The sequence below is a fragment of the Vibrio sp. F13 genome (assembly GCF_020806305.2).
GTDB lineage: Bacteria > Pseudomonadota > Gammaproteobacteria > Enterobacterales > Vibrionaceae > Vibrio > Vibrio crassostreae_C.
Genome location: NZ_CP170175.1, coordinates 969,826 through 995,559, shown reverse-complemented (window position 1 = coordinate 995,559; position 25,734 = coordinate 969,826). Strand labels below are relative to the sequence as shown.

The 25,734-nt window shown below is 45.6% G+C and carries 18 protein-coding genes, 1 pseudogene and 1 riboswitch; of the genes and pseudogenes, 9 read left to right on the top strand and 10 right to left on the bottom strand.

Annotation, left to right across the window (positions count from 1 at the left end; translation table 11 throughout):
• Positions 1 to 208 precede the first annotated feature (208 nt).
• The gene (gene ushA, locus LMH68_RS04590; RefSeq protein ID WP_017064205.1) at positions 209 to 1,909 is read left to right on the top strand and encodes a bifunctional UDP-sugar hydrolase/5'-nucleotidase UshA; all 1,701 of its coding nucleotides are present in this window, start codon (positions 209 to 211) and stop codon (positions 1,907 to 1,909) included.
• Positions 1,910 to 1,993: 84 nt separating this feature from the next.
• On the opposite strand, the pseudogene LMH68_RS04585 reads toward ushA, so the two are convergent.
• From LMH68_RS04585 to LMH68_RS04565, 5 genes and pseudogenes are all read right to left on the bottom strand, one after another.
• Positions 1,994 to 2,635: pseudogene (locus LMH68_RS04585) on the bottom strand (MarC family protein).
• A 228-nt stretch (positions 2,636 to 2,863) separates the two neighbouring features.
• Positions 2,864 to 3,853 (bottom strand): GGGtGRT protein, encoded by a 990-nt coding sequence (locus LMH68_RS04580; protein ID WP_017631946.1) that lies wholly within the window; start codon positions 3,851 to 3,853, stop codon positions 2,864 to 2,866.
• Positions 3,854 to 3,876: 23 nt separating this feature from the next.
• Positions 3,877 to 4,569 (bottom strand): iron-sulfur cluster assembly scaffold protein, encoded by a 693-nt coding sequence (locus tag LMH68_RS04575; protein ID WP_017071044.1) that lies wholly within the window; start codon positions 4,567 to 4,569, stop codon positions 3,877 to 3,879.
• 194 nt (positions 4,570 to 4,763) lie between these two features.
• Positions 4,764 to 4,848: riboswitch (Fluoride riboswitch) on the bottom strand.
• Positions 4,849 to 5,003: 155 nt separating this feature from the next.
• Positions 5,004 to 5,297 carry a YebG family protein gene (locus LMH68_RS04570; protein ID WP_008223840.1) on the bottom strand — a complete coding sequence of 98 codons (294 nt, stop codon included), beginning with the start codon at positions 5,295 to 5,297 and terminating at the stop codon, positions 5,004 to 5,006.
• A gap of 88 nt (positions 5,298 to 5,385) precedes the next feature.
• On the bottom strand, positions 5,386 to 6,282 hold the full coding sequence (locus tag LMH68_RS04565) for a LysR family transcriptional regulator (protein WP_017059889.1): 897 nt from the start codon (positions 6,280 to 6,282) through the stop codon (positions 5,386 to 5,388).
• A 208-nt stretch (positions 6,283 to 6,490) separates the two neighbouring features.
• On the opposite strand from LMH68_RS04565, the gene LMH68_RS04560 reads away from it, so the two are divergent.
• The 4 genes from LMH68_RS04560 to recD all read left to right on the top strand — a co-directional run bounded on the left by LMH68_RS04560 (position 6,491) and on the right by recD (position 17,339).
• A complete protein-coding gene (locus LMH68_RS04560) occupies positions 6,491 to 7,441 on the top strand; it encodes a TDT family transporter (protein ID WP_017071043.1) in 951 nt (316 codons plus the stop codon).
• Positions 7,442 to 7,568: 127 nt separating this feature from the next.
• Complete coding sequence (gene recC / locus LMH68_RS04555; RefSeq protein WP_229647792.1) at positions 7,569 to 11,045, top strand: exodeoxyribonuclease V subunit gamma; 3,477 nt, start codon at positions 7,569 to 7,571, stop codon at positions 11,043 to 11,045.
• Between the two features lie 409 nt (positions 11,046 to 11,454).
• Positions 11,455 to 15,129: an exodeoxyribonuclease V subunit beta gene (gene recB, locus LMH68_RS04550; RefSeq protein WP_229647793.1), complete on the top strand. Its 3,675-nt coding sequence runs from the start codon at positions 11,455 to 11,457 to the stop codon at positions 15,127 to 15,129.
• Complete coding sequence (gene recD / locus LMH68_RS04545; protein ID WP_017064195.1) at positions 15,129 to 17,339, top strand: exodeoxyribonuclease V subunit alpha; 2,211 nt, start codon at positions 15,129 to 15,131, stop codon at positions 17,337 to 17,339. The genes recB and recD overlap by 1 nt, the downstream gene beginning before the upstream one ends.
• Positions 17,340 to 17,420: 81 nt before the next feature.
• On the opposite strand, the gene LMH68_RS04540 is transcribed toward recD, so the two are convergent.
• Positions 17,421 to 17,612, bottom strand: coding sequence for a hypothetical protein (locus LMH68_RS04540; protein ID WP_046224581.1), 192 nt, complete (start codon positions 17,610 to 17,612; stop codon positions 17,421 to 17,423).
• Between the two features lie 283 nt (positions 17,613 to 17,895).
• The gene (argA, locus tag LMH68_RS04535; protein ID WP_017065782.1) at positions 17,896 to 19,233 is read right to left on the bottom strand and encodes an amino-acid N-acetyltransferase; all 1,338 of its coding nucleotides are present in this window, start codon (positions 19,231 to 19,233) and stop codon (positions 17,896 to 17,898) included.
• A 161-nt stretch (positions 19,234 to 19,394) separates the two neighbouring features.
• On the opposite strand from argA, the gene LMH68_RS04530 reads away from it, so the two are divergent.
• The 4 genes from LMH68_RS04530 (at position 19,395) to csdE (ending at position 22,455) form a co-directional block, all read left to right on the top strand.
• On the top strand, positions 19,395 to 19,868 hold the full coding sequence (locus LMH68_RS04530; protein ID WP_229647794.1) for a DUF2850 domain-containing protein: 474 nt from the start codon (positions 19,395 to 19,397) through the stop codon (positions 19,866 to 19,868).
• Positions 19,869 to 19,949: 81 nt separating this feature from the next.
• A complete protein-coding gene (gene mltA, locus LMH68_RS04525) occupies positions 19,950 to 21,062 on the top strand; it encodes a murein transglycosylase A (protein WP_017064192.1) in 1,113 nt (370 codons plus the stop codon).
• A 113-nt stretch (positions 21,063 to 21,175) separates the two neighbouring features.
• Entirely contained in the window at positions 21,176 to 21,985 is an 810-nt protein-coding gene (gene tcdA, locus LMH68_RS04520) for a tRNA cyclic N6-threonylcarbamoyladenosine(37) synthase TcdA (RefSeq protein ID WP_229647795.1), read from the top strand.
• 41 nt (positions 21,986 to 22,026) lie between these two features.
• On the top strand, positions 22,027 to 22,455 hold the full coding sequence (gene csdE / locus LMH68_RS04515; protein ID WP_229647796.1) for a cysteine desulfurase sulfur acceptor subunit CsdE: 429 nt from the start codon (positions 22,027 to 22,029) through the stop codon (positions 22,453 to 22,455).
• A gap of 104 nt (positions 22,456 to 22,559) precedes the next feature.
• Here csdE and csdA read toward each other — a convergent pair whose 3' ends face one another.
• The 3 genes from csdA to LMH68_RS04500 all read right to left on the bottom strand — a co-directional run bounded on the left by csdA (position 22,560) and on the right by LMH68_RS04500 (position 25,645).
• Positions 22,560 to 23,771, bottom strand: coding sequence for a cysteine desulfurase CsdA (gene csdA, locus LMH68_RS04510; protein WP_229647797.1), 1,212 nt, complete (start codon positions 23,769 to 23,771; stop codon positions 22,560 to 22,562).
• A gap of 87 nt (positions 23,772 to 23,858) precedes the next feature.
• Positions 23,859 to 24,752, bottom strand: a complete 894-nt coding sequence (panE, locus tag LMH68_RS04505) for a 2-dehydropantoate 2-reductase (RefSeq protein ID WP_229647798.1) — start codon at positions 24,750 to 24,752, stop codon at positions 23,859 to 23,861.
• A gap of 110 nt (positions 24,753 to 24,862) precedes the next feature.
• A complete protein-coding gene (locus tag LMH68_RS04500) occupies positions 24,863 to 25,645 on the bottom strand; it encodes an outer membrane protein OmpK (protein WP_017059903.1) in 783 nt (260 codons plus the stop codon).
• Positions 25,646 to 25,734 lie beyond the last annotated feature (89 nt).

The window sequence follows — 25,734 nt, the reverse complement described above, 5'->3', positions numbered from 1 at the left end:
TATCAATAGAGTGAGTCACACTTTCTTTATAAATTCATGTTTATTATCAGAATTATTCGACTTCTGTTGATTAATCGCTTGTGCCTACAGTTAGGGTAAATACTCAACTTTCCAGACATGTAATTAAGAGAACGATCACTAAAACCCTGCAAGATGTCAGTATATTGCCTGCCATAACGACATTAAAACGATTAATAAAGGATCTTCTATGAATTTTACTAAGTCTTTACTGGTGTTATCTATCGGCGTAGCGATGGTTGGTTGTGGCTCGGACAGTGACGATATCGCAGTGACATGTGACACTGCCGCTTCTTGTACCAAGTTTACTGTTTTACATACCAACGATAACCATGGTCGCTTCTGGGAAAATAGTAAGGGTGAGTATGGAATGGCGGCTCGTAAGACGTTGATTGATAGTATTCGTGCGGAAGTGACTCAAAACGGTGGTGAGACGATCCTACTGTCCGGTGGTGACATTAATACTGGTGTTCCAGAGTCTGATATGCAGGATGCGATACCAGATTTTGTTGGCATGAACCTTCTTGGTTACGATGCGATGGCATTAGGTAACCATGAATTCGACAACACCTTGGATGTGCTTGAGATGCAATCTGAGCTAGCTGACTTCCCGATGCTTGCGGCGAATATTTATATCAAAGATGGAGACACAGTTACTGATGAACGCCTTTTCTCTCCATATAAAGTATTCACCATTAATGGTTTAAAGATTGCTGTTATTGGCCTGACAACCAAAGATACGGCTAAATTAGTTAATCCTGACAACGTCGCGACAATTCACTTTGCCGACCCACAAGTTGAAATCAAAAAAGCCATAAAAGAAATAGAGGCCAATGAAACGGTTGACCTGATTTTTGCTACCACGCATATGGGGCATTACGCAGATGGTCAGCATGGTAGTGAAGCGCCTGGCGATGTATTGCTTGCTCGCTCTCTAGAAGAAGGTCAGCTAGATGCAATTATTGGTGGACACTCTCAAAACCCTGTTTGTATGGAAGGCAATGAATACGCCGACTTCAACCCAGGGGATGACTGCAAACCTGATCAGCAAAATGGTACCTACATCATGCAAGCTCACGAGTGGGGTAAGTATGTAGGCAGAGCTGACTTTGAGTTTTATGACGGCAAACTGCATTTAGCGAAGTACGATCTGGTTCCTGTGAACCTAAAAGAGAAGGATGAAAACGGTGATTATCAGTTTATTCAATCTGAAATAAAGCCTGATGCAGCTGTAAAAGCTACTCTCTACCCATATCAACAACAAGGGCAAGATCTCCTCGATGTCATCATCTCAAAGACAGATGCAAAACTGGAAGGTGATCGTGATGTTGTTCGTTCAGAACAAACTAATCTTGGTCACTTGTTAGGAGAAGCATACCGCACTTATGAATTGGTGAATGCTGACTTTGGTGTAATGAACTCTGGTGGTGTCCGTGACTCAATTGCGGCAGGAGACATTGCTTATCGTGATGTACTGACGGTTCAACCTTTCGGGAACTTCGTGACTAAAGCAACGATGACAGGTGCTGAAGTAAAAGCGTATTTGGACGTTGTTGCGACGAAGACTGCAGGATCCGGCGCTTATGCCCAACTCGACAATATCAGCTTAACGGTTGACTGCGATTTGAGTGATGTGACCATTCGAGACATCAATGGCAAAGGTTTTGATTTAGCAGACACTTACACGTTCTCCGTGATCAGTTTCAGTGCGGCTGGTGGTGATGACTACCCAGTAATTGACGTTGAATCGACACAGTTAACGGATGCCTCGGTACTGCGCGAATTCTTTGTTAAGAACCCTGATGTCACTGCAGCGAATTACGCACCAGCGGATGGTGATCTAATCTACATGAGTAAAGGTTTAGAAGTAAAAGGCTGCCCTGCGAACTAATTTATAATTCGTAAACAAAAGCGCCAAAGAAAATAGCCAGCGAATCGCTGGCTATTTTTGTATCAGAAATTTGTTGTTCTGAGCTTAAACAAACAGCGCCTTATGGGCTTGTTCAATACCTTCAATCAGCATCTGCATACCAATAACGGCGAGTATCAAACCCATCATTCGGGTAATTACATTCAATGCACTTGGTCCAACGGCTTTAACGAAGCGCTCGCCAAATACAAACAATACGTAGGTTAAGGCGCATAGTAGGCCAAAGGCGACGATGGTGATGATGGTTTCGTAGATGCCTTCGGTGCTGGCAAAGTTCATCGCGGTGGCAGTGGTGCCCGGTCCGGCTAATATTGGCATTGCCAGTGGCGAGACGGCGATACTGAGCGCCGCATCTTGTTGAGCGTCTGAGTTGACCTTCTCTTTTGCTTTAGAGTGTGTTGAGTCACCTTGCAGCATATGAAAGCCAATCAAGAACACGAGGATCCCGCCGGTGATACGAAGCGCGTAAAGCGTGATACCAAAGAGGTCGAAGATGAGTTTACCCGAGACAGCAAAGGTGCTGACGATGATGAAGGCGATGAACACTGAGCGGAAAGCGATAGACTTGACCGTTTCCCTATCATTATCACCTGTTAATCAAAGAAAGATCGGTGTGTTGGCGATAGGGTTCATGATGGCAAAAAAGCCCATGAACACGGTAATGGTATGAATGATGAGCTCTTTCATATTATTCCTTTGAAAAGATGCAGTTAAATACCAATGGTTTGTGTATTTAATCTTAGATACAAATAATTATTAGAAATAGATAGTAGAGCAAGTGTGAATAAAAAACAGCCAGCATAAGGCTGGCTGTTTGGTTTTAGTGATAGGTGTAGAGTTTTAGTCGTCCGTTATTGCTTGATTCTCAGTTAACGGACGCTCTTCTATGGATAGATCGTGGCGCCAACGTTGTCGTTATGCGTTTTGAGATTCGCTCACAGCCACAGCCAATGCAACCGTCGCACCGACCATTGGGTTGTTACCCATACCGATGAAGCCCATCATTGCCACATGAGCCGGAACAGAAGAGCTACCTGCGAACTGAGCATCAGCGTGCATTCTGCCCATGGTATCGGTCATGCCGTAAGACGCTGGGCCTGCTGCTACGTTATCTGGGTGCAATGTTCGACCTGTACCGCCACCTGAAGCAACTGAGAAGTATGGCAAACCTTGGCGAGTGCGTTCTGCTTTGTAGATACCAGCAACAGGGTGTTGGAAGCGTGTTGGGTTGGTTGAGTTACCCGTGATACTCACATCCACTTCTTCTCTGTGCATGATCGCTACACCTTCACGTACATCATCAGCGCCGTAACACAAGATCTCGCCACGAGGGCCTTGTGAGAAGCGGCGACGTTCTGTTTCAACTAGCTCACCCGTTTGGTAATCAAATTGAGTGCGAACATAAGTAAAGCCATTGATGCGAGAGATTAGGTAAGCGGCATCTTTACCTAGACCGTTCAAGATAACTTTCAATGGTGTTTTGCGTGATTTGTTCACGTTCAGTGCAATCTTGATCGCACCTTCTGCAGCAGCAAAAGACTCATGGCCTGCAAGGAAAGCAAAGCAGTGGCTCTCTTCATTGAGAAGGCGAGCAGCCAGTGCGCCATGGCCGATACCGACTTGGCGTTGCTCCGCAACACTGCCGGGTTTTGTGAATGCTTGAAGGCCTTCACCAATGATATTCGCTGCTTGTTCTGCGTTGTTCGCTTTACGGAACAGAGCCAATGCTGCACCAAGAGTGTAAGCGTCAGCTGCGCTTTCAAATGCGATAGGTTGAGTGTCCATCACTAATGCTTTTGGATCGACATTGTGTGATAAACAGTATTGGTTTGCTTGCTCCAACGAGTCGAAGTTCATTTCTGCCAATACGCGAGTTACTGATTCATTAAATTGAGTGTTCATCATATCTTTCCTCTAAATTGGCAAAATTACTGTTGGCGTGGGTTAATAGTGGTCACGGCTTCATCGAAGCGGCCATAGGTCCCTGTCGCAAGGTCGGCCGCTTCATTCGCAGGCACGCCTTGGTTAATCGCCTTCATCATTTTGCCGAGGTTGAGATATTCGTAGCCAATCACTTCGCTGTGATCATCAAGTGCAAGCTTGGTTACGTAACCTTCTGCAAGCTCTAGGTAACGAACGCCTTTTGCTGCGGTTGAGTAGCTGGTGCCAACTTGGCTGCGCTGTGTTTGACCTAAGTCTTCTAGTGCTGCGCCGATCTCTAGGCCACCTTCAGAGAAAGCCGACTGAGTTCGACCGTAAACAAACTGCAGGAAGATTTCGCGCATCGCGACGTTAATCGCGTCACATACCAAGTCAGTATTCAGCGCTTCTAGAATGGTTTTTCCGGTGAGGATTTCCGCAGCCATCGCGGCAGATTGAGTCATACCTGAACAACCAATCGTTTCGATTAATGCTTCTTCGATGATGCCGTTTTTTACGTTAAGAGTCAGTTTTGCAGCACCTTGTTGTGGTGCACAAGTGCCAACACCGTGGCTTAAGCCAGAAATAGCGATGACATCTTTTGGGCTAACCATTGCGCCTTCAACTGGAATTGGAGCTGAATTGTGAAGATCACCCCTTTGAATAGGGCACATTGATTGAATTTCTGAAGAGTAGTGCATAATGTTTTCTCACTTATAGAGCCATTTAAGGCCTAGGGCGTTGAGAAAACAGGACGTGTTGGAAGAGGTGCGGCTAATTCACTACAGATCTTGAGTATCGATAATCCAAAGGTGTCATGGAACTTGGTCTTAATAGACTAAGTCCATTTCAAAATGGAGGAATAGCGATACGTCCAACAGTATTACCTGTTTTCGATTCTGTAGGAGTCATTAGCACTGTTCGGAAAGAACGGGCGGTTGAAGCAAAAGCTTAGGTGGAACCCCATCACCTGATGGCTATAGATTAGATCTTCCTCACACTTTCATGCAAGCGAATGTTTAGAGCGATTTCGACTATAAACAAGCTTCATTATATTTCGATAAGTATAAAAAAACGCCAATAACGAACTCTGATTAGAGGCGTCATTGACGTTTTTTAGAAAGGTATCAGCTAGTTAAGCTGCATCTTCTTCTGCGTCTTCAACAGCTTCAAGCTTCTTAGCTTTTTTCGGAGCTGGCTTACGCTTAGCACCTAATGCGTAAAGAACTTCTTCTTTGTTCTTCGCTAGGTACATTGCAAGTTCTTCTTGCTTGCCTTCATCTTCAACTAAATCGCTTTTGCCTAACAGTTCAAAAAGCTCATCAGCCATATCCAGCATTTTGTCGTATGCGTCAGCTTCGGCTTTAGAGGTAAAAGTCATTTTCTCTTCTCCGTTGCGTTCCACCACGTACTTGACGATAACAGCCATGGTTAATCCTCTAAGTTTGATAAATTTTACTGGCTTTTTATACAGTTTCTGATGTTAAAAGTCCAGTTGGAGCCCGTACTATGCGGCCTCAATCTTGATGTGCCGCCCAGTCTTCACAATAACTCATGAAAGATTTCAGCAGTGGGCTTTGATATTTGTCTTTATGGACCAGCATCCAGAATCGGCGTTTCATATCAAGTGGCACATTAAGCGCTTTTACTCGGCCTGAATCGATCGCTCGCTGAGCAGCTAAACGAGACAAACAGGCAAAGCCAAGACCGGCAGAAACAGAGTTGATGATTGCTTCTGTGGTGTTGAGTTCAAAAGATTCATACCAATGTTCGATGCGCGGTGCGACGGCACGAAGGAAAAACTCGCGAGTCCCTGAGCCTGATTCACGTAAAATCCAATGGCTGTCTTCTAAATCGCTTAAAATCACTTTTTCTTTGGCAACGAGAGGATGTTGATTACTAACAATAATGCACATTTCATCGCTGCTAAACTGACTCGAAATGAGTTCAGGGTGTAATGTTTTTCCTTCAATTAGCGCGATATCCAGTTCATAATCCACCAACTTTTGGCAGATCAGTGCACTGTTTGAAATGAACAAGCTTTGATCCTGATGTTGAGTTCGTTCGCGAAAGCCTGACAAAATAAACGGTGCGACCTGATTACCAATCGTGTCACTCGCGCCGACCTTTAGATTGCCACTTAAAGGCTGATCATCACGGAACAAAACATCAATACCAGCAGCACGATGTAATATTTCATCCGCCAATGGAAGTAACTTATGTCCCTCTTGGTTGAGAATTAATCGGTTGTTGACCCGGTCAAATAGAGAGTGGCCGAGTTGTTTCTCCATTTCGCCTAGTGCCATGCTGACCGCAGCTTTAGACAGAAACAGAGCCTCAGAGGCAGCAGTCAATGTCGAGTGCTGAGTAATAGTGACGAACACTTTGAGCTGTTTTATTGAAATATTAGCCATCAGATTCCTAGTTTTACTCTGCTGGTGAAAATGGATTCTGTTCAGTATTGATGAACACTTGTTATATATAATTGGATATTGTTTAACGAAGCGCAAGCGTATTATGGCTTCAACAAGCTGATGAGTTCACAAGTTTTGTGAATTAGGTTTAAGAGAGGCTGACATGATTCAACGTATTAAATATAGATTAACAGGAGCTCCAACACCCATGGCAGGGTTAGCACTCGCAATCGCAAGCTTAGGCTGGTGCTGGGATGGCGTTTTAGTCGCACAAGGTATCTTACACACACCGGGTTTGGTGCAGTGGATCAGTGCTGGCATTGCGGCGGTATTACTTCTTGTTTTAGCTGTGAAATTTTTGATTCATGGTCATCTATTGCGTGAAGATCTTGCTCACCCTGTTGTCGGCAGTGTGGTACCAACATTTGCAATGGGGTGCATGGTGGTGTCAGCGTCTTTGGCGCCAATCTCTCAATTCTTACAAGAAGCTATGTGGTTGGCTTCTGTGGCTTTGCATGTTGTGTTTCTAACGAGCTTTTTGTACCACAGAGCTAAAAACTTTGAGATTCACCACATGGTGCCAAGCTGGTTTGTGCCACCGATCGGTATTATCGTCGCTGACGTCTCTTTCTCAGGTAATCCAGTTTTAGAGCCAGTAGCTAACGCGACTTTGGTATTCGGCTTATTGGTTTACGCAGTAATGCTACCAATCATGGTTTACCGTTTGATCTTCTCTCACGAAGTGCCAGATGCTGCAAAACCAACGATTGCGATTATGGCAGCACCGGCAAGCCTATCTTTGGCGGGTTACTTAACCGTTACTGCTAACCCTTCACCTGTGATCATTGGCTTACTATTTGGTATTGCAGTGTTGATGACGTTCATTATCTATATGGCGTTTTTCAAACTACTTCGTCTTCCATTTAGCCCTGGTTATGCAGCGTTTACCTTCCCAATCGTGATTGGTGCAACAGCCTTGTTCAAACTGGCTGCGTGGATGCAAGCACAAGGTATTGAAGCGCATTACATCAATCAAGTGTTTGGCCTAGCGTATCTAGAATTGATTGTGGCAACGTTTGTAGTGGGTTATGTGGCGGTTCGTTATTACATGAATTACAAACCTCACCGTGTTCTAAGCGCGGTAGGCAGTAGATTGTAAGAAGCAATAGTTCAAAAGATAAACGGAGCTTAAGTTTTCAGTATTTCATAAGCTTATATTCCTAATCCAAACTCGGCACTTATGCTAATCTGGCTTTATATTGTGGCAAGATTAGCGTGAGTGCACTTTGTTTACTGTTTACCATTCCAATAAAGTCGATACTTTAAAAATCCTTCTCGTTCATTTAATCAAAAGTGATCCTTTAGCCAACCCTTTCGAAAAAGAGCAGATCTTGGTTCAGAGCCCAGGTATGTCTCAATGGCTTAAGATGGAACTCGCCAAAGAGTTTGGTGTAGCAGCAAATATAGACTTTCCTCTTCCAGCAACCTTCATTTGGGATATGTTTACCCAAGTGCTTCCTGATGTACCTAAACGCAGTGCTTTTAACAAGGAAGCGATGACATGGAAGCTGATGAGTTTGTTACCCGCTAAGCTTGACCACCCTGATTTTTTACCTCTACAACGCTACCTTGAAAACGACGAAGATGATTCGAAGTTGTACCAATTGGCAGAGAAAATTGCCGACATCTTCGATGGTTACTTGGTGTATCGACCGGAGTGGATGGCGATGTGGGAAGCGGGAGAGCCCGTTGCCGAGTTAATTGATGATGGGGGGCAACAAGAACATCCTTGGCAGCCAATTTTGTGGAAGACACTCTATGAGCAAACCCTGTCTCAAGGCCAATCGAAGTATCACCGTGGTAACTTGTATCACGACTTTATTGAAGCGTTAGCCAATCAACAAGGTCAGCTACAACACTTACCTAAGCGTCTGTTTGTGTTTGGTATCTCTTCGCTGCCTCCTCGTTATATGGACGCGTTGAAAGCACTTGGTGAGCAGATTGATGTTCATTTGATGTTTACCAACCCTTGCCAACATTATTGGGGCGATATTCGCGATCGTAAATACTTGGCAAGAGTTGAAGCGCAGCGTCGTAAGCAGTTTGCGTTGGTTGATGGTTTACCTCAGCTAGAAGGTGAAGTATCACCTTTGAAAGATGGCATTGAAGCCAACGTTGAAGATGAACTGCATACTAGCCAAGCTGTCGGTAATAGCTTGTTGGCGTCTATGGGTAAATTGGGCAGAGATAACCTGTTCTTGCTGTCTCAATCAGACAGCGAAGAGCATGAGTTCTTTATTGATGTCGAGAGAGACAGCCTGCTGCATCAACTGCAAGCCGATATTCTTGAGTTAGAAGAGCACCAAGACGATCACATCTTAGACTCCAGCAACCACAAACAAGTGGTTGAGCTGGGCGATCGTTCGTTGACGGTACACGCTTGTCACAGCCCAATGCGCGAGGTGGAGGTTCTCCATGACCAGCTATTGGCGATGTTTGATGCCGACCCGACCCTGAAACCACGCGATATCATCGTGATGGTGGCAGACATCAATGCTTATAGCCCAGCGATTCAGGCGGTATTTGGTAATGCTCCGGGTGAGCGTTATATCCCTTACTCGATCTCTGATAGAACTGCAGACCAAGAAAGCCCAATTCTGACCGCTTTCATGCAATTGGTCGCGCTACCGAACACGCGCTGTTTAGCCTCTGAGTTGCTAGAGCTGTTAGAAATTCCTGCGATGATGGCACGCTTTGGTATTGACGAGTTTCAATTCGAGCAAGCCAAGCAATGGGTTGAAGAGGCGGGCATTCGTTGGGGGGTTGATGCTTCAACTGCAACAGAATTTGATCTACCTGCGACTGAGCAAAATACCTGGCTATTTGGTATTCAGCGTATGTTACTGGGCTATGCGATGTCAGACTCTGCGGGCTTGTTTGAAACTGAACATTCTCCGATTGCGGCTTATAACGAAGTTCAGGGTATTAACGCCGAACTTGCGGGTAAGTTAGCGCACTTTATTGACCGTATCGCTCATTACCGCCAACGACTAACTGAAACCCAATCAATCGATATGTGGCGTGAAACCTTGCTGCAAATGATTGATGATTTTTTTGCGGTTGAGCTGGAAGGTGAGGTGGTGCTTAAGTCGATTCGTGATGCACTTTCACAACTGAATGAACAGCTTGATGATGCCTTGTATGAGCAAGAGTTGTCGCCGAGTATCATCTATCAGTACTTAAATAATAAACTGTCGGGCGCCCGTATCAGTCAGCGTTTCTTAGCGGGGCAAGTGAACTTTTGTACCTTGATGCCGATGCGTTCTATTCCGTTCAAAACCGTCTGTTTGTTAGGCATGAATGATGGGGTTTACCCTCGCTCAATGCCGCCAGAAGGTTTTGACCTGATGAACGGGCGCACTCGACCTGGTGATCGTTCTCGTCGTGATGATGACCGTTATCTATTCCTAGAAGCAATGCTGTCAGCACAAGAGTGTTTATACATCAGCTATGTCGGCCGTTCGATTCAAGATAATACTGAGCGAGTACCGTCGGTATTGGTTTCTGAGTTGATTGAGTACTGCCACCAGAACTACTGCCTAAGTGCAGATCAAGCGTTACCAAGTGATGATTCTGGTATCAAACTGACTCAAGCAATCAGCTTTGAACACACCATGACACCATTTAGCCCAGCAGCCTTTACGCAAGGTGATGCAGGTCATGTATTGAGCTACGCCAAAGAATGGCTTCCTGCGGCAAATCGTTCTGGTGAGCGCAGTGGTGAATTCAATCGCGCTTTGGATGACTATTTGCTTGGTGCGAGCTATCCGTTAGAACTCGATTTGGTTGAGCTACAGCGTTTCTGGCGTTTGCCGGTGCAATACTTCTTTAATCGCCGTCTAAAAGTGGTGTTTGAGCCACCGCTTCCGGTAATGGAAGACGACGAGCCGTTCGTGCTTAATGGCTTAGAAAGCTTCCAGCTTAAAGATGCGCTGCTGCAAGTGTTGCTGGACCACCCAGAAGGCGCAGACGAAGCGGTTCGACTGTTTGTCTCTGAGCAAAAAGCCCAAGGTCGATTACCGGTCGGCGCCTTCGGTGACATCGAATTTGAAACCAACCGTGTTCAAGCGGAAGACTTAGCCAAAGAGATTAGATTTGTGAGCGGATCACCGCAGCAAGATCTCGAAGTGAATATCGAGTTTGACGTGTTAGGCGAAGGTAAGCCTGTTCGCTTGATGGGGTGGTTAACTCAAAACTATCAATCAGGTCTAGTGCGTTTCCGTAGCGGCAAAATACGCTCTCAAGATTACTTGGCTGCGTGGATTGATCATCTATCCTGCGCTGTTATGGGACACGGAAAAACGACCCATATTATTGGCTATGACAGAAAAGAGGGCGTGGTTCACCAAACGCTACAACCTATCGGCGATGCGCAGCAAGCGAAGAGTATATTAGCTGAGTTAGTACGACTGTTTTATCAAGGTATGACTGCACCATTGCCATACTTCCCGAAAACGGCATTAGCTGGTGTTGAAGCGGGCTTTAGCCGTGGTAAGTGGGTCGATGATGAAGAAAAGTCACTCAAGAAAATGGCCGATACCTTTAATGACAGCTTCGCCTTCACGGGCGAGGGTAGAGATACCTACATCTCACGAATCTGGTCTAAATGGGACGATGAATTGGCTACTGAGTCGCGTATGTATTCAACGCTTGTGCTACAGGCGGCAAGGTTGGCTACTGCCGATCTGGAAGAGCAGGAGTAGGTGGCTGTGATCGACAAGATCAATAGCGAGTGCGCTGAATTAATGAAAGACAAAAGAGAGTCGCTGGTAAGCGTTTGGTACGCTTGCTTTCAAGATGAAGGGAATCAAGGTGAATAGAAGCAAGGTACAGGAAATAAAGTGGCCGCCAGTAAATCATTATTAGTGTAGGGCGTTCGCTGTACGGCCACAGGTCAGAGGGACCATTATTCTGTGGTTCAAAGTAACGCCGTAAAGTACAAAACTCGTACGTGCTCCTGAACTCGTGGGCGCATAGTAGCGAGGCGATCCGAATTGATCCGTGAGAGAGATCGCACTAACTATTAACAAATTAGCGTAGGACGTAAATTGAATGACGTTTTCCACGCTAGGTCACATTTGTAACAACACATTTATCAGAAGGCAGTAAGGCATGACGACCACAAGCAGTGTTCAGGTAATCGCTCCACAGACACTCGATACCATGACGTTTCCACTTCATGGCGCGCGTTTAATTGAAGCATCAGCGGGTACAGGTAAAACATTTACCATAGCTGGCTTGTACTTACGCCTACTGCTCGGGCATGGCACGGCCGCTCCACAAGGTGATCTGACTGAAGCCACTCGACACCATGAGCCGCTAACCGTAGACCAAATTCTGGTGGTGACCTTTACTGAAGCAGCTACGGCTGAGCTGCGAGATCGTATTCGTGCTCGTATTCATGATGCACGCATTGCGTTTGCACGTGGGCAAAGTGACGACCCAGTGATTGCGCCTTTGTTACAAGCCATCGATGATCATGCTGGCGCGGCTAAAACTCTGCTTAACGCTGAAAGACAAATGGATGAGGCTGCGGTATACACCATTCACGGTTTCTGTCAGCGAATGTTGACTCAAAATGCTTTTGAGTCTGGAAGCCGCTTTGATAACGAATTTGTGACCGATGAAAGCCACCTAAAAGCACAAGTAGTTGCTGACTATTGGCGTAAACAGTTTTACCCGCTGCCCATTCAACTGGCTGGTGAGGTTCGTAATATCTGGGGTTCACCGGCTGCATTATTAGCAGACGTAAATCGTTATCTGACAGGATCTCCGCTGAAATTGACGGTAGATGCGATGTCGGGCGACTTGCAAACTCTGCACAACCAAAACCTAGATAAAGTGAAGCAACTTAAAGCGCTGTGGTGTGAATCCGAAGCGGACTTTTTGGCTTTGATCTCTGCTTCGGATGTGAACAAGCGTAGCTACACTAAGAAATCTCTGCCGACATGGTTAGAAGCTGTGACAGCATGGGCGCAGAGCGACACTCATGATTACCAGTTTCCAGATAAACTAGAGAAGTTCTCACAAGCAACGTTAATTGAAAAAACACCAAAAGGCGTCGCACCTCAGCATGCCGTTTTCGAAGCGATTGAAGATTTCTTAAATCACCCAGCCGACTTGAAAGCTCCATTGCTGGCACATGCGATTACCCATTGTCGAACTATGCTAGCAAAGGCGAAACAGCAAAAGCAGTGGTTATCATTTGATGATTTGTTGACTCAGTTATCTGCGTCGATTGATGTCGATGAGCAGTCCTTGCTGGTGGAAAGAATTCGCACACTCTACCCAGTTGCAATGATCGATGAATTCCAAGATACCGATCCGCTGCAATACAGTATTTTTAGCCGAATCTATCTCGATAATCCGCAGTGCGGCTTGTTTATGATCGGTGACCCGAAGCAGGCTATTTATGGCTTTCGTGGCGCAGATATCTTTACCTATATCAAGGCGAGAAACCAAGTTAGTGCTCACTACACCTTAGGCACTAACTGGCGTTCAAGTGCCGATATGGTCAGCGCAGTAAACCAAGTTTTTATGAACTCGGATAGCCCGTTTATCTACGATCAAGACATTCCATTCTTGCCCGTTGCTGCCAGTCCATCGGCCGACAAACGCCAATGGGTAATGAACGGAGAAACTCAGCACGCACTGACCTTTTGGCTGCAAGAGGCTGAAGACAAGCCGTTACCAAAGGGCGAATATCACAAGGCAATGGCAGAGGCGACGGCGAGTCAAATTCAAACCATTCTGACCGCTTCTCAAAACCAGCAAGCCTATTTTGATAACGGCAAAAAACAACATGCCGTGAATGCGGGTGATATTGCTGTTTTGGTTCGAACCGGTAGTGAAGGTCGTCTGATTAAGAACGCGTTGTCGGAACAAGGCATTGCGAGCGTGTATTTATCCAACCGAGACAGTGTGTTCACCAGCTTGGTCGCACAAGATATTCAACGTTTGTTGCAGGCGGTGCTGACACCTGAAAATGACCGAGCATTACGCGCCAGTTTAGCGTCGGAGTTGTTTGCTCTGGATGCCGCATCATTGGATGAACTCAACAACGATGAAGTGGTGTGGGAAAACGTCGTTAACGAGTTTAGAGAATATCGTAAGTTGTGGCTTCAGCGCGGCGTGTTGCCAATGCTTCGCAGCGTGATCAGTAAACGACATCTCGCGGAACGCTTACTGGAAGAAGAAAATGGTGAGCGCTCACTCACTGATTTAATGCACATTGGCGAATTGTTGCAACAAGCAAGACAAGAACTCGACAGTGACTATGGCTTGTTGCGTTGGCTGGCTGAAGCAATCTCAGATGCACAAAATGGTTTAGGTGGCAGTGACGACGACATTCAACGCCTTGAATCAGAAAGAAACTTGGTTCAAATCGTTACCATTCATAAATCGAAAGGCTTGGAATATGACCTTGTATTCCTCCCATTTGTCGCGAGTTACCGAGAAGCGAGCGAAGGCAAGTTCTACGACCATGACTCAGATACCACGGTACTTGATATTACGGGTAGCGATAGTGCCTTAGCGCAAGCCGACAAAGAGCGATTGGCGGAAGACTTACGTTTGATTTACGTGGCGCTGACTCGTGCTGTTTATGGATGTTTTATTGGCATGGCACCGCTACGTAAAGGGCGTTCAACCAAAGAGCCGACCGGCGTGCACTTGAGTGCCATGGGCTATTTGGTTCAAAACGGACAAGAGCAAGGCATCGCCGAGTTGCATCAAGCTCTATCGGCTATTGAGGGTAAGAATTCCAGTGTGCTGTTAGCCGAAACACCTACCGCTCACGAACAAATTTTTGTGCAAACAGAGCAAGTGAGTGACGACTTACAGGCCAGTGAACTTAAGGCTTCAATTGACCGAGCTTGGCGTATCACCAGTTACTCGGGGCTTGTCAAACAGGGCAGTCACGGTGCGAGTCATGACGCGACCATTGAGGTGTCTGGTTTTGATATTGACTCGGCTGATGAGCAGGATGAGTCTGAGTTGATTGAGCCTGAACGCTCTATCTTTACGTTCCCTAGTGGTGCTCGCCCAGGTACTTTCTTACACACCTTGTTTGAGGAGGTTGAATTTACCGAGCCAGCAACCAGTGAACATAACACGCAAGTAATCACTCACTTATTAGAATCAGAGCAATATGAATTAGAGTGGCTACCTGTGCTTCAGCAACTGGTCGATACAGTGCTGAACACCGCATTAGACGGCAAGAACTTAAAGCTAAGCGAGAAAGACTCGACGCAACGTTTAGTTGAGATGGAATTCTTACTGCCGATCGAAGTGTTGGCTGCATCTGAACTGAATCAAACCATTCAATATCACGATCCATTGTCAGCCAAAGCGGGCGATCTAGGTTTCCAAACCGTGCAAGGTATGTTGAAAGGCTTCATCGATTTGGTGTTTGAGCACCAAGGTAAATACTATGTACTCGACTGGAAATCGAATCACTTAGGAGATGATGTTGCTGTCTACCATGGCGAGGCATTGAAATCGGCGATGGCCGACCATCGCTATGATTTGCAATATCAAATCTATGCATTGGCGTTGCACCGTTTCTTACGCAGCCGCGTTGCCAATTACAGCTACGAACAACATTTTGGTGGCGTGTACTACTTGTTCTTACGAGGAATGGACGGCCAATCTCAGCAAGGTATTTTCTCGGCCAAACCAACACTGGTTTTACTTGATGAAATGGATCAATTGATTGACGGTAAAGTGATAGACAGACGTTCGGCACAATTGAATGACGATGAAACTGGACAGATGGGGCTTTTATAATGACAACAACGACCACTAATACCGGCATAGATACTGCGAACACAGCAAAGCCAGTTTCACTTATTCCTGAGCAACTGATGGATGTACTCCAGTTTCTTGCGGATAAGGGTTCTATTCGTCAGTTGGATTATCAATTTGCCCGTTTTCTTGCTCAGCAAGCCACGAGCTACCCTCAAGAGATCGGCTTTCTCGCGGGGGTAGTGAGCCATGAATTAGGCAAAGGACACATTTGTACTCAGCTTATACAGCAGCATACGACAGGCCCTGAACTAGCGGCAGATCTTGCTCAGTTACTTGGGTTATACGGTGAAACTGCACTGCAATTGAACCAAAAACTGTTGGGTATTGATTGGGTGGCTGTGCTTCAATCATCAAACTTAGTGGGAACGACCAACGATTGTGTTAAGCCTCTAATGTTCGATGGGCAGCGTGTCTATTTACAGCGTTATTGGAACTACGAAGTTGTGTTGGCTGAGACCTTAAACCGTTTAAGTAAGCCGGTAGAGTTCAATACTGAGCAGAAAAAAGCGCTGACTGAAACGCTCAATCTGCTTTTTGCACGTAGCTATCATTTTCTGTTTAACGCCTTAGCCAGGGCTGAAGCAAATCAGCAGACGTCTCAGGTATTACGCCAACAATTGGTGTGTGACCATCTTGATATTGTGAATGAGCAGGCTTTAGATTGGGGATCAATCGACCAAGCGATTGTACAAGCTAAGCAGGTGACGGACTTAGATGTGTTGGACGACTTGGTGCCGTTATCGGCATGTTTGAACTGGCAAAAAGTCGCGGCAGCGGTGGCGCTGAGTCGTCGTTTTGCGGTGATTTCTGGTGGGCCGGGTACTGGTAAAACAACCACGGTAACCAAATTACTGTCGGCGATGGTCGAGCAATCTCTCAGCCAAGGTAAAACACCAACGATTAAGCTAGTGGCACCAACGGGTAAAGCGGCGGCGCGTTTAACCGAGTCGATCGGTAAAGCAATTGAACAGCTGCCATTAGCGCCTGAAGTGAAAGCCAACATACCGACCGAATCGAGCACCTTACACAGATTACTCGGCGCGATTCCTAACCGTGCTGAGTTTAGGCATAACCGACGCAATCCACTCCACCTTGATATCTTGGTAGTGGATGAAGCTTCAATGGTTGATCTGTCGATGATGTATAAGCTGGTGGATGCACTTCCTGAGCACGCAAGGCTCATCTTATTGGGTGATAAAGACCAACTCGCTTCAGTAGAGGCAGGTGCTGTGCTCGGTGATATCTGTTCATTCAACTCTGCAGGGTACAGCACAGCGCAAGGCAATTTGATTGCAGAGATGACAGGTTTTGATGCGATAGCTAAACCAAGACAAGACAAAGCTGGAGCGGTGAATCCGCCTGCGATTGCGGATAGCTTGTGTATGCTGCAGAAGAGTTATCGTTTCGATGCGCGCTCCGGTATCGGTCAGCTGGCAAAAGCAATCAATAATGGTTCTGCGAATCAAGTAGACCAAGTGTTTGCCAAAGGTTTTGGCGATATCGAAAACCACCCTCTGTCGAGTGACAGCTATAACCTGATGCTGCGTACTTTGGTTAACGAGTATGGTGCGTACCTCAATAGAATGAATGTGCCGTTGGAAGAGTTAGAAACTCAAGAAGCGAGAGCGAAATCGGTACTCGATTTGTTCAGCCAATGCCGACTGTTGTGTTCCATTCGTGAAGGGGATTTTGGTGTTAAAGGCCTCAACCACAGAATTGAAAGAGCACTGGCCGCAAGGCGTTTGGTGAGCCCTCATAATGATGAGCTGTGGTATCACGGACGTCCTGTTATGGTGACGCGAAATGATCATGGCTTGGGTTTGTACAATGGTGATATTGGTATCTGTATGCTTGAGGCGGGTTCTAGTCAACCTGACTTAACCCCTCGTTTGAAGGTCTATTTTGAGTTGCCCGATGGCAGCGTAAAAGCTGTGCTACCAAGCCGAGTGCCCGATCATGAAACGGCTTATGCAATGACAATACACAAATCTCAGGGTAGTGAATTTGATCTGACCTTAATGATCTTGCCGCCAGATTTCAGCCCTATTTTAACGCGGGAGCTTATCTATACAGGTATTACACGTGCGAAGAAACGACTGATGATGTTCAGCGATACAAATGTGTTGAAGCGTGGGATTAAGGTGAAAACAGAGCGAGTGAGTGGTTTAGGCAGTCGCTTAACGAATTAGTCGTTATGGACGGCTAGAGAAGGTTTTGAACTTAGGGCTAGATAAACACAAAGCAACCATCCTTGGTTGCTTTGAGCGTTATTAGGAATCAGAGCCTAAAAACGCTCGAGTAAACGATATGTGGTTTATCTTGTACTTTGCTTGGCAATTCAAAATAAACTCTTTTAGATTCTCGCTAACAGGGAACACGCAGTGTACGTCTAGCCCTTCTAAGAATTGGTTATCAGCCATATCCCAAAAACTTTGCAGCGAGTTACAAACAATGGTTCTCATATCAATATTGCTCTTTTTGCTGTTTATATTAACGAGCAGAGCTAATGATAGCGTGCTGGCCGTCAACGGGTATAGCAATCCGTGCAGTGACCACCTCAATGAGTTCGACATGACTATCGAGATGGCAATTCCAATAAAAACATTTGTTAAGATTATTAAAGCGTCTAAATTCTATACAATTATACGTGTGAGTGAAAGTGCATAGTTAATAAATCTCATATAGGAAACGATTACATTTGCAATTATTTTTCTGTCGAAGTGAGATTGTGCTCCAAAACTTTATTTATACGTTGAGCGCCAAGATCTTTGAGTTTCTCTGATAGTTGTATAACCCTTGTTTTTCCATCGGTAATTCATCAACCGCTATCTCGTAAAAACCCTGTTCACGGAACCAGTGAAGGCTGTGCGTAGTAAGGACAAAAATCTGGTCGATATCACGAGATTTTGATTGGTGACGCATGTAATCCAGCAACAATTGCCCACGGTTTCCATCGCGATAGTCAGGGTGAATCGCCACACACGCCATCTCTGCCATGTGATCTTCCGGATACGCATATAGTGCAGCGCAACCAATAATCAGTCCGTCTTTTTCGATAATCGTAAAGCGGTGAATCTCTTGTTCCAATTGTTCTCTTGAGCGACGAACGAGAATGCCTTGTTCTTCCAAAGGACGAATAAGGTCAAATATGCCACCAATATCGTCAATCTGAGCTTGTCTTACTTGCTCGGCACTAGCCATGACCACTTGGGTTCCAATACCGTCAAAAGAGAACAACTCTTGGATTAATGCGCCATCTACCTTGTAGCTGATTAGATGACAACGAGGCACACCAGCTCGACAAGCGGAGATCGCTCCTTTCAAGAAGCGCAGTGTTCCTGTGCTCATGTCTTCGGCAGGATTTTGAGATTCCGTTAATCGTTCTAGAATTTGCTTGGCATCTTTAGGGAAGAGTTCGGCGAGCACGTTACCGCGTTCATCTGTTACCCCTTGTTCGGAGCAGAAGCCAATCAGCTTGTCGGCCTTTAGACGAATAGCAACTTGGGTAGCGACCTCTTCAGAAAGTAGGTTAAAGCTTTCGCCTGTCACGGAGCTGGCAATAGGGCCAAGCAGTACAATTGAACCTTGGTCAAGCGTGCGATTGATCCCTTCGATATCGATTCGACGAATACGCCCGCTGTGGCAATAATCCGTACCGTCATCCACGCCAAGCGGTTGAGCCGTAATGAAGTTACCACTCATAACATTGAGTTGAGTGCCTGCCATCGGTGTGTTGTTTAAGCTCATTGAGAGGCGTGCGGTGATGGCAAGTTGAAGCTGTCCAGCAGCCTGCATAGCGACGCCCAAAGAATATTCATCAGTGACCCTAATATTCTTGTGATAAGGCGTATGGCAATCTTGCTTGGCGAGCAATTGGTTGATCTGCGGTCTTGCCCCGTGAACGAGAACAATCTTTACTCCAAGGCTGTGGAGCAAGGCTATATCACTAATAATGTTACCAAAGTTCCTGTCGGCAACGGCTTCGCCTCCCAGCATAATGACCATGGTTTTGCCACGGTGAGCATTTACGTAAGGGGTTGATTGTCTGAAACCTTTTACTAGCGCTGTACTTCTTAATTTCACAGAACAAGTCCATTTTGTTTATTTATTCGATAATTTAGCATTTAAATTCAAATGTAAACAACACCTTTTTGGAATAAAGCGCAAACTATTCTTATCTAGGCTTCAATATATAAACTGTCTCAGTGTAGAATGCGCATAGCATCCTTATGAGTAGTCACCGAATGCAACCAGCTCCAGCAACAAAGAACAAAATCGATGAGATAACCAAAGGTCTCTACAGCGAAGCTGATCAGCGCAATCAATCTAAGTTGAAGCGTAAGATCATTGAACGTTGTTTAATGGTTCTAGCCTTAGTGGGTTCGTTTGCGGTGGTTTCTTTGTTCGGCGATGTGCTTTCCCGAGTGCAAAATGCGGCGACGCCCGACAATCTGATATACGGCACTTGGATAGAGCAAGATGTTGCACATTATGCGACCGATGAGTTTGTTCTGAATGCTAATGGTGTGTCAGTTCGTGGGTCTGTTGTTTCGACGAGCTTTGACTTTGATGGAAACTACTTTGAATACAAGGCGGGTGATAAAACCTATCGCTTCCGCATGACCAATTCTGACAATACAGAAATGGTGCTCGATTCTGACAGTCACTACAATCCCATCTTCCGCCTTAAGGGCCATATCGATAACTCCGTCCGATAGGTTATCTTCTTGTAAACTCTTACAATCTAAGATTGTGTTATCTGACTGTTTTTGTCATCCTCGATGCATAGAATTTTTAGGATGACTCTTGTGATTAAAAAATGGCTTCCCCTTGTCGCTGCCTCTTTGTTATTTGGCTGTGCTCAACCCACTGATCTTGCTCAGCAACACCTTGATGACGAATTTCCTCGCACCTTGAATAAGGTCGATCAGGTTGAATCCAATAAACCAAGAGACTACACCGCATTTGCAGAACAAGCTGAGATGGTGGTTTCTAAATCCCCTTCGATGGCTAAAATCTATGAGCCGCTTTATCAACAACTCAATGAGTGGGCGATGTTGAGTGGAGATCCAAGCGAGCTAGCGAATTTTGGCGTTCAAACCGCTCAACTAGGTGGTGGTGATAAACAAGGCAATGTTTTGTTCACGGGCTACTTTTCTCCTGTGATGGAGCTGCGCCACGAAGCGAATGAAGAATATCGTTACCCTGTTTACGGGCTTCCTGAGTGTGGTAAAGAGTGTCCAACACGCCAAGAGATTTACAACGGCGCACTAGAAGGTCAGGGCCTTGAGTTAGGTTACTCAGCAAACCGTATCGACCCATTTATGATGGAAGTACAGGGCAGTGGATTTGTACACTTCGGTGATGATGACACGCTGCAGTATTTCGCCTACGCGGGTAAGAACAATAAAGCTTATGTGAGCATTGGCCGTGTTCTGATTGAACGAGGCTTAGTTCCACGCGAAAAAATGTCGCTAAAAGCAATCAAAGAGTGGGTATTGGCAAACGATCCTGAAGTGGTCAAAGAGCTGCTTGAGCAAAACCCATCTTTCGTGTTTTTTGAAGCGAGAGACGACCTATCTGTGATGGGTAGCGCGGGCATTCCTCTATTACCTATGGCGGCGGTTGCGGGCGATCGCTCTATCTTGCCTATGGGGACGCCGATTCTTGCTGAGGTTCCATTATTGAATGCTGATGGTACTTGGAGCGGCGCTCATCAACTAAGACTGCTATTGGTTTTGGATACGGGCGGCGCGGTTAAGCAAAACCATTTGGACCTTTACCACGGCATGGGCCCTCGAGCGGGTACAGAAGCGGGCCATTACAAGCATTTTGGTCGTGTGTGGAAGCTCGGTTTAGATGGCAGCGCAACTGAAGCGCCTTGGGCTTTGCCTCCTGAAAAGGTTGAGTAAGCTACAATAAAATAGGGCATTGAAAGCGAATCGCTAATCCCCTAGACTTTTTATTCAAGAGTGCGTATAAAACGCACTCTTTTCTTTTTCTCAGAAATAAATTGGCGGCAACAATGCGTGAATTGACCACTCCAGCTTCAGAAAACTATGACCAACGATTTGGTGGCACCCGTCGCCTATATGGCAATAGTGAAGTCGACATACTTAGAACAGCACACGTGTGTGTGATCGGTATTGGCGGTGTAGGTTCATGGGCGGTTGAAGCGCTTGCTCGTACTGGTTTAGGTGAGCTGACTTTGATCGATATGGATGATGTGTGTGTGACCAACATCAACCGTCAGATCCACGCAATGTCGGGTACGGTTGGCAAGAGCAAAATCGAAGTGATGGCTGAGCGCGTTAAGTTGATTAACCCTGAGTGTAAAGTGAACCTGATTGATGACTTTATTGGTCCTGACAATCAGGCTGAGTATTTGTCGAAAGAGTTCGATTTTGTTCTCGATGCGATTGATAGCATGAAAGCTAAGGCTTCGCTGTTGGCGTATTGTCGTAGTAACAAAATCAAAGTGATCACCACGGGTGGTGCGGGTGGCCAAGTCGACCCAACTCAAATCAAAGTGGCTGATCTGACTAAGACGATTCAAGACCCGTTAGCGAAGAAATTGAAAGACACATTACGTCGTCATCACAATTTCCCTAAGAACCCAGCACGTAAGTTTGGCATCGATTGTGTGTTCTCGACTGAGCAACTTAAATATCCTCAAGCTGACGGCAGTGTATGTGCTGCGAAAGCGACCGCAGAAGGGCCAAAACGAATGGATTGTGCGACAGGTTTTGGCGCAGCAACGGTGGTAACGGCTACGTTTGGTTTTGTGGCGGTTTCACGTATCGTAGAAAAGATCGTTCAAAAGCATACTAAGTAACTCGTTACTTTGAGCTTACTAAGAATTTACTGGATATAAAAATGACGTCATTTCCAAGTTCTCCATTCGGCCAAGAAATTACCAGTGATGATATTGTCGCAAAGATGCAGACTTTCAGCGGTTGGGAAGACCGTTATCGTCAAGTGATTCAATGGGGCAAGAAACTGCCAACGATGCCTGATGAACTGAAAAGTGAGCAGGTGGTTGTCTCTGGCTGTGAAAGCCAAGTGTGGTTGGTTTCTCAGAATATCGACGGTGTTTGGCACTTTTGTGCTGATTCTGATGCGCGTATCGTTCGCGGTCTGATTGCATTAGTAATGGCTGCGTATGATGGAAAAACATCAGAGCAGGTTCAAGCGTTCGATATTGATGGTTACTTTGAACAAATCGGTTTAATTACCCACCTTAGCCCATCTCGCGGTAATGGACTAAAAGCGATTGTTGCTCAAATCCAAGAGCTAAGTGCTTAATACCTCCTAGATACACAAAAGCAAAAAGGGTTGACGTTAAACGCCAACCCTAAATAATTTCGCTACTCGCTACTCGCTACTCGCTACTCGCTACTCGCCATTCCCTAAAGCATATCAACGGCTTTTTCTATCGCCGCTACGAGCTTTTCAACATCATCCATGTTGTTGTAAATACCAAATGAAATTCGAACAGTGCCTTTCACATTAAGTGCATCCATTAATGGGTGAGCACAATGATGTCCTGCACGTACCGCGATGCCCTGCTGATCCAGTAGGGTCGCTATATCTTGATGGTGAACACCATCCATCACAAAAGTAATCACACTTACGTTGGGTTGATATCCCAATATCTGAATATCATCCAGTTTACTGAGTGCACGGTAGGTTTCGTGCTGAAGCTGGTGGATATGATTTTCGACATCTTGCTGTGCAAAACCACGTAACCATTCTATTGCAGTGCTTAATGCTATCGCTCCGGCCACATTTGGCGTGCCCGCTTCAAATTTCCCTGGTAACTGTGAAAAAGTAGTGCCAGAAAAAGAGACGCGCTCAACCATTTTTCCACCACCGTGCCAAGGTGGCATCGCTTTGAGCAATTCAAGCTTGCCGTAAAGCACACCGATACCCGCAGGGGCATAGAGCTTGTGACCTGAGAAAACGTAGAAATCTGCACCTAAAGCAGCAACATCAACTGACTCATGAACGATGCCTTGCGCACCATCGACCACAACAATCGCATTCATCTTGTGTGCTTTTTCTATGACGGCTTCAATCGGCTGACGAGAACCCGTCACGTTGGTTATCTGAGCTAATGCAACAATCTTGGTTCGTTCATTTAAAAGCGTATCAAACGCGACTAGGTCAAATTCACAATCCGATGTCATCGGTACTTTAACGACTTTAGCCCCGGTTTGTTCTGCCACAATTTGCCAAGGGACAATGTTAGCGTGATGCTCCATTTCACTCACTAAGATCTCATCGCCAGGCTGAAGAGTACTTCTTGCGTAAGTTTGAGCAATTAAATTGAGCGCCTCGGTGGCACCACGAGTCCAGATGATCTCTTTTGAAGAGCTTGCACCGATAAACTGAGCGACCTTATCTCTGGCTGCTTCAAACTGACTGGTCGCGTTCGCTGTTAAACTATGGCTACCGCGGTGAACATTGGCATTTTGCTTGGAGTAATACTGGCTAATGGCATCAATAACTACCTGAGGTTTTTGTGTCGTTGCCGCGCTGTCTAAGTAAATCAATGGTTGTTGATTGATGGTTTGTGATAGCGCAGGGAACTGCTCTCGGATGTGATTGATATCAAGCATCTATTCTTACCTAAAATCTTGGAAATTGGTGCCAGCGTTATGCTTAGCGGTATTGTTATTTTATCGCGACTTGTTGACCGTTGCTGACTAATCTTGATGATTCCAGCTATTTTCTTGCTCTTTGACCTGATCGAACAGTTTTTGGTTAACGGGAACTTCTATCTGATGCTTAAGCGCTGTTTTTATTAGGTGTCCAGTGATGAAGTCGATCTCTGTCTTACGTTGGTAAAACATATCCTGCTTCATGGATGAGTTGTTTTGAGCCGTAGCGTGGATAACCTTGTTGACACTTGCTTCTAATCCGTCGAATGAACAAGCTATCTCTTCGGCCTGCATAACTTGTGTGAGCTCTTCAACGATAGAACTTAAAATACCCTCAAACCTTTGGTCTGCAAGTTCACCATTCTTGATTTGTTCCAACCCAGTAAGTGGGTTGATAGCACAATTTATGGCGAGTTTAGTCCAAAGCGCGGTTTTTATTTGTGGGTTCCAACTCACAGCGGGGAGAGCATGATCCAACACATCAACTAAAAACGTGCACTGCTGACCCGTTTGGTTAAAAGCACCTAACTGGGTTTGCCCTATTCCTGTGTGAGATACACTATTACGATCAGGTTTGAATGCTGCTTGGGTCGTGGTTGCCAATACTATCGGGTGAGTATCAATTTGAGTGGCGATGTTGTCGACCGCCCCCATTCCGTTATGCATGAATATGAGAATGGTGTCGGGATCGAGATGTTGAAGCAGTGGAGTGGTTGCTTCTGCTATTTGCCAAGCTTTGACCGTGAAAATAACCAAGTCACTCGCTGATAGCTTTTCGATATTGTTGTTACTGAAGGAAAGGGAAGCTTGTCCATCAAGTGATAAGTCAATTGAGTTATCAGTGGAACGACTCCACAAAGACACATTATGACCAGCTTGAAGTAGTTTTATTGCCCATAAAGAGCCGATGGCCCCTGGCCCAACAATAGTGATGTTCACAGCAATACCGAGATAAGAAAGTGATGCTGCAAGGATAGCGAGGCATTAAATGAAAGCAATAAAAAATGGCACCCGAGGGTGCCATTTAGGAAACTTTCTTAGAAGTTCGATTAGAACTTGTAAGTTACTGCAACGTAGTGACCGAAGCCTGTTGATTTGAATCCATCAGTATCTTTAATACCGTAGATGTCTTTGTAACCTTTTAAGCCGTAACCAACAGCAAAACGATCTGAGTGCCAGTAGATACCATTGTACATTGCACCACCGTTACTTGCAGAAGAGTACTTGTCTTCCAGACCAAATTGGTAATCGATGTAACCTTGGTAAGAGACGAATGAACCGTTCTCGAAGAAGTAGAAAGGTTTAAACCAGTTTGCAGAAACTTGGTAACCGTTCCAATCTTTGTTGTTTGAATCGTATGTACCGTAAAGGTTTAGGCCAATTTTGCCTAACCACGGAACCATTACGTCAGAACCTAAACCAACTTTTTGAGTGTTAACGCCAGAGTTACCACCCCATTCCATAAGTGTAGATACGTAAAGCTCTTGAACTGGACCGAAAGAAAGATCTTTACCTGTAAGTCCGTCTAGAGACATACGAGGAGCGAACTTCATGAACATCTTTTCAGCACCAGCTTTATCGCTGCCTGGATCAGACGTTAGGTTGAATACGTCAACATAGCCATAAAGGTCGAAGATTCCCGAGCGGCCACCGAATTCCATCTCTAGGTAATCATGTGAAGACTCACCTGGAAGTTCGTCAATTGCAGCCATAAGGTTGAATTGCATCCATTTGTAATCGTTCTTATGGATGTCGCCGTCAGAATAATCAGCCGCCATTACTGGAGCAGATGCTGCTGCAAGTAGGCCAAGAGTTAAAAGTGATTTACGCATAATGGAACTCTCTATGTTTGAAATAAGTAACCCGCTAATCCGTGCGTGTTTATGATGTCCGAATGCCGAGCATAATAGCGATTTTGTTC